At 51.8% G+C, this 5,223-nt stretch carries 5 protein-coding genes; all 5 read right to left on the bottom strand.

Annotated features, from left to right (window positions below):
- Positions 1-957: glycosyltransferase (locus M7R55_RS10175; protein WP_298220302.1), on the bottom strand; the 957-nt coding region annotated here is incomplete at its 3' end.
- 9 nt (positions 958-966) lie between these two features.
- Entirely contained in the window at positions 967-2,100 is a 1,134-nt protein-coding gene (locus tag M7R55_RS10170; RefSeq protein WP_298220301.1) for a glycosyltransferase family 1 protein, read from the bottom strand.
- Positions 2,101-2,104: 4 nt separating this feature from the next.
- Positions 2,105-2,986: an NAD-dependent epimerase/dehydratase family protein gene (locus M7R55_RS10165; RefSeq protein WP_298220300.1), complete on the bottom strand. Its 882-nt coding sequence runs from the start codon at positions 2,984-2,986 to the stop codon at positions 2,105-2,107.
- 50 nt (positions 2,987-3,036) lie between these two features.
- Complete coding sequence (gmd, locus tag M7R55_RS10160; protein WP_298220299.1) at positions 3,037-4,122, bottom strand: GDP-mannose 4,6-dehydratase; 1,086 nt, start codon at positions 4,120-4,122, stop codon at positions 3,037-3,039.
- Between the two features lie 29 nt (positions 4,123-4,151).
- Positions 4,152-5,105 (bottom strand): glycosyltransferase family 1 protein, encoded by a 954-nt coding sequence (locus M7R55_RS10155; RefSeq protein ID WP_298220298.1) that lies wholly within the window; start codon positions 5,103-5,105, stop codon positions 4,152-4,154.
- Positions 5,106-5,223 lie beyond the last annotated feature (118 nt).

Genomic DNA, 5,223 nt, shown 5'->3' with positions numbered 1-5,223 from the left:
CACACCTTGAGGCGCCACTTCATTCACCCCGGTGCCCAAATTCGTATTCACGATTGGTTTTCCGCAGAGCATCGCTTCGGTCTGAACAATACCAAATGCCTCTGTCGTCGCCACCGAAGGCAGACAGAATATATCGCAGGCATGGTAATAAACCGGCAATTCATCTTCGGGTATCGAATCGACGAACACAACCTGCCCCGCAGATTCATCTGCAAGGCGTTCAGCCAATTGCGTTAGTTCCGGTGTCAACGGTCCACTGCCGCCAAGCAGTAGGACAGCGGGAACCCGAGCCATAGCCCGGATCAGCACATCAAAGCCCTTGTAATAAACATGTCGCCCTAAGGCGAACACGATGGGGCGTCCCGCATAGCGGACGCGAAGCGCCACAACTGAATTGCTGACGCTCGGTGTCAATTCGAATGGCGCAGGATCGATTCCATATGGAATCACATGACGATGCGCAGTATCGGCAAAGATATCAATTTGTGGTGAAACCATATGCGTCTTCGTGGCGCCAATAACCGCATCTGGCTTACGCAAGAACATGGGCGCCAGCGTCCGATAAACCGGACCGAGGAAACGTTGCTTCACAATGTCGCTATGCCAACTCACCACCCATGCGGGGCGACCGGGCATCAGGCTGGCAACGAGATGCGCGAAAGGATCCGGCCAATGCTGATGCACGACATCGAAGGGCTTTTCCCTGGCTAACTGCCGAGCATGAAGAATCAATCCCAGCGCAAGCGGTTGGCTGGAAAAACGCACGCTTACAAACACCGGCTCAATTTGAACCCCATCAATCCGACGGGGTTTGGCGTTTGCATCCAAGGTATAGGCGAGAACGGTGACATCCGCACCTTGTGCCGCCTGTGCACGCGCCAACACTTCGACATGCCGTTCGATACCACCCGCGCGTTCGAATGCAAATTTACCGAAGTGAAGAACGCGGATGGTCACGTATTCACCTTAACCAAGCTGTTTATAAACGGCCATTGTCTGCTCGGCGCATTTCACCCAGGTAAATTCCTTAACACGTTCAGCACCTCGTGCGATTAGAGAATCCGCCAGAGCACGATCCTCAACAATCCGCTGCATCGCATCGGCTATCTCGTCGATGGATTCAGGGTCGACAAGCAACGCTGCATCACCCGCGACTTCTGGAATTGAGGTGGTATTTGAACTGATGACAGGCAGACCGGAAGCGAATCCTTCCAGAATTGGCAAACCAAACCCCTCATAGAGAGAGGGATAAACCAATGCCGCAGCCGACTGCAGAAAAGCATGCAGATCGCTATTAGAAACGTCATCCAACCAACGTCCTTGCCCAGTTTGCTCCATGGCGTGCAAATCTTCGACGATGCCCGGATCACCCCAGCCGAATTTCCCAATAATCAGCAAAGGGTGCGCATCTCGGATCATTAACGGAAGCTGACGATGAGCCTGGATAATGCGCCGTACATTTTTCCGAGGCTGAAGCGTCCCAACAAAAACAAAGCTCCCCCGCGGAACCTGATACCGGCTTAAGGCTTCATCAATATTTTCAGCAGACATACGCGCATAGAACGCGTCATCAACACCCAACGGTATCGAATCAATTCGGTCCAGAGGTATCGAAAAGTGCTCTGAAATATCGTGTTTACTGTATTCAGAAATCGTAATTATTCGCTCAGCCCAGTGTGCGGAACGTTTGAACGCAAAATTCTTAAAAAATCGTAGCTTCTGCGACACCCATTCAGGATGGACGAATGGAATTGCATCCATCAAAGTGGCAACGATCGGCACGGAACGTAATTTTGGAATGTGGTGGTCTGTCGCGTGGAATACATCGACGGAACGCTCGTACGAACCCAATTGATTGAACGGTGATCCGGTCACTATCGACAAAGCGACCTGACGATTGAATCGAATCGGGACACATGTGAGAGGTGATGGCGCCTGACTCAGCGGTGCGTCGCACGCTCCAAAACGTAATGCATGCAGATCACATTCCTGGTTTCCCGATAAGTTCTGCCACAGATTTTTAGAGTAGACACCGATGCCATCCAAGTGGTTACGCTCTATTCCTTGAACCCAAACACTCGCACTAAAACCTATACGCATCGATTCACTCCTGCTCATACATCCACGCCAGCGTTTCTTCCAAGCGCCTAGGTTGAGAACAATCCACTAATGACTCCAAACGCGCTCGACTTCCCCGCAAAACAGGAATTTCATTCGCGCGAACAAAGGCAGGATTTACCCGCACTTCAATTTCATACCCAGCCAACCGACCTACCTCGCTCAACACATTACGCAAGGCGATGGCCCGACCGCTGCATACATTCACCGCCTGCGAATGTGCATCGGACTCCAACAATGCCACGTAGGTAGCAACTGTATCTCGAACGTCCGAAAAATCCCGGCTCACGTCCAAATTACCCAATTCGATCACAGGCGCCTTGCGTTTGAAATGCCCGACAATTTTCGGGATCAGAAACTGCTCGGTCTGACCGACGCCCGTATAGTTGAATGGTCGAGCAATCACAATCGAACACCGATCGAAATAGGTGTGCACCATGTGCTCCATCGCCAACTTGCTGGTCGCATAATGATTCACAGGTGCCGGACACACCGACTCATCAATGACTTCGATATTCGGCGTGCCGTAAATGTTGGCTGAACTGGCGATCAACACACGAGGTGTTTGCGGCAGCTCTACTAGTGCCGACAAAAGGTTGAGGGTGCCAAACAGGTTTACTTGATAAAAATCATCTGGTTTGCCATGCCCCACAAAAGCAACTCCAGCCAAGTGGACAACGTGCGTGGGCTGAACTTGGTGTACAGCAATCCGAACCGCTTCAGCATCGGTCAAATCGACGGAAAGACAAGAGTCCGCACCACACGCCGGACTACCAAAACCCACAACCTGGTAGCCGTGCATCTGCAACGCGGAAACCATATACCGGCCCGTGAAGCCTGAAGCACCTGTAACCAAGGCAGTATTCATATGACAAAACTCAGATGAGAAGAGATCCTACACGACCTCTCCGGGAGTGACTAAAACGAGAAGCCTATTTCATTGCGACGCAAGTCGGCTTCCACCATCATCCGGCACAACTCTTCCAGAGTGGTTTTAGGCTCCCAACCCAGTTCGCGTTTGGCTTTTTCTGGGTTACCAATCAACAACTCGACTTCTGCCGGGCGATAAAACTTCGGGTTCACCCTAACCACCACTTGCCCCAGCTTGAAAGCCCCCTCCCCCTTGGCGGGGGAGGGTTGGGGTGAGGGGGATACGCTCACCACAACGCCTACCTCGTTCTCGCCATCGCCACGGAACTCAAGCTCAACCCCCACCGCCTTGCATGCCATGCTCACAAAATCACGCACGGTTTCTGTTCGGTTGGTCGCCAGTACATAGGTATCAGGCTTATTCGCTTGCAGCATGCGCCACATGCCTTCCACATAGTCTTTGGCATAGCCCCAATCGCGCTTGGCATCCATATTACCCAACTCAAGCACATCCAGCTTGCCCATGCTGATCTTAGCGATGCTGTCCGTGATCTTGCGCGTCACAAACTCGCGACCACGCAGCGGCGATTCGTGGTTAAACAAAATCCCGCTGCTGCCGAAGATGTCATAACTCTCGCGGTAATTAATTGTCATCCAGTGGGCATAAAGCTTCGCCACCCCATACGGGCTGCGCGGATAGAACGGCGTACTCTCGATCTGCGGAATGGCCTGCACCTTGCCGAACATCTCGGAGGTTGAAGCTTGATAGAAGCGAATTTTCGGATTCACGATACGAATGGCTTCCAGCAAATACAGTGGCCCAACACCGGTCATTTCCGCTGTGGCAATTGGTTGATCGAACGACACACCCACAAAACTCTGCGCCGCCAGATTATAAACTTCCATCGCGCCACTGCTTTGCAGTAAACGAATCGCCGAACCCATATCAGTTAAATCATATTCAACCAAATGCAGATTCGGATGCTTAGATACACCCAATTCTTCTAGCCGCCAAAAATTCACTGAACTGGTACGGCGATATGTGCCATAAACTGTATAGCCCTTCTCCAGTAGGAGCTGGGTGAGGTAAGCGCCGTCTTGGCCAGTGATACCGGTGATAATGGCTGATTTCATGATTTTGACTCCAAGTTATGTGGTTGATATTAATTAGTTTTAATTACTGCAGTCAAAAGTTGTTGAGCACTTGCTTCCCAAGTCAACCAAGGCATGGTATCGGATTTGGGGTGCTCCTTTTGGGCATACAATTCAAACCAGTGCTGAATGGATTGAGCTAAGCCATCGGGTGTAGACGCGTTAAAAAAGAACGCATTCTCGCCAGCCACTTCGCGAAATACCGGAATATCTCGCGCGATGATCGGCAGTTTATGCTGCGCCGCTTCAATCAGTGGCAAGCCGAAACCCTCGCCATAGGACGCGGCGATAAGACAGGTGCTTGCGGCATAAACCTTTTCTAGATACTCATCGCTGATGCCTTCGAGCCAAAACAGGCGCTTGTCCAACTCCGGATGAGAGCGCAAGCGCTCTATAAGTGACTCTACCATCCAGCCCTGCTTGCCGACGATAACGAGATTGACATTCATACCCGATTTCCAGAGCAGATTGAAGGCTTCTAAAACCTGCGCATGCCCTTTGCGTGGCTCCACCGTGCCTACCATAAGGAATGAATGCCTTGCATTCAAAGCATTCAAGACCACAGGGGCATCGTCAGGCAAACCTCGTGTGGGTGCGCTGGCATCAACATCAGCTCCCAAGTGAAACCACTCGATTGCTAAGGGTCGCTCGCGATGGGGTTCGTGCGCAGCCAACCATTCACGCATTTCATCTGCCACGGCGCGCGAAATACAGACCACACCGTCGAACTGGCTGATGCTCTCAAGCCAGCGTTGGTGCTGATTCTGTGCTTCGGGTGGAAAGAATCGTGGCATCAAGATAGGTAATAAGTCGTAAACCACGAACCAGACCTTTACGCCTCGGTTGCGCCATTTCTGTAGGTAAGTCTGCTGGGCAGGCACTACACCGTGGTGCAAATCTAAACAAATAAATCTATCACCGGGCCAGGCTTCGGCTGGCTCGTCCTGCGCCCAGTCGTCTGGCATTCCCAAAAAACGACTGGTAAACCGGCGTGCATAGTGGTAACCCCGTGAATGTTCGGTGGCATAGACGGGCTCCACCCGGAATCCTTGCGGAGGGTTCTCCAACCATTCCTTCAAAATA

Origin of the sequence: Halothiobacillus sp. (genome assembly GCF_027346185.1) — a bacterium.
GTDB lineage: Bacteria > Pseudomonadota > Gammaproteobacteria > Halothiobacillales > Halothiobacillaceae > Halothiobacillus.
Note: the sequence above shows the minus strand (reverse complement) of the source record. Positions and strands in the feature narration are given on the sequence as shown.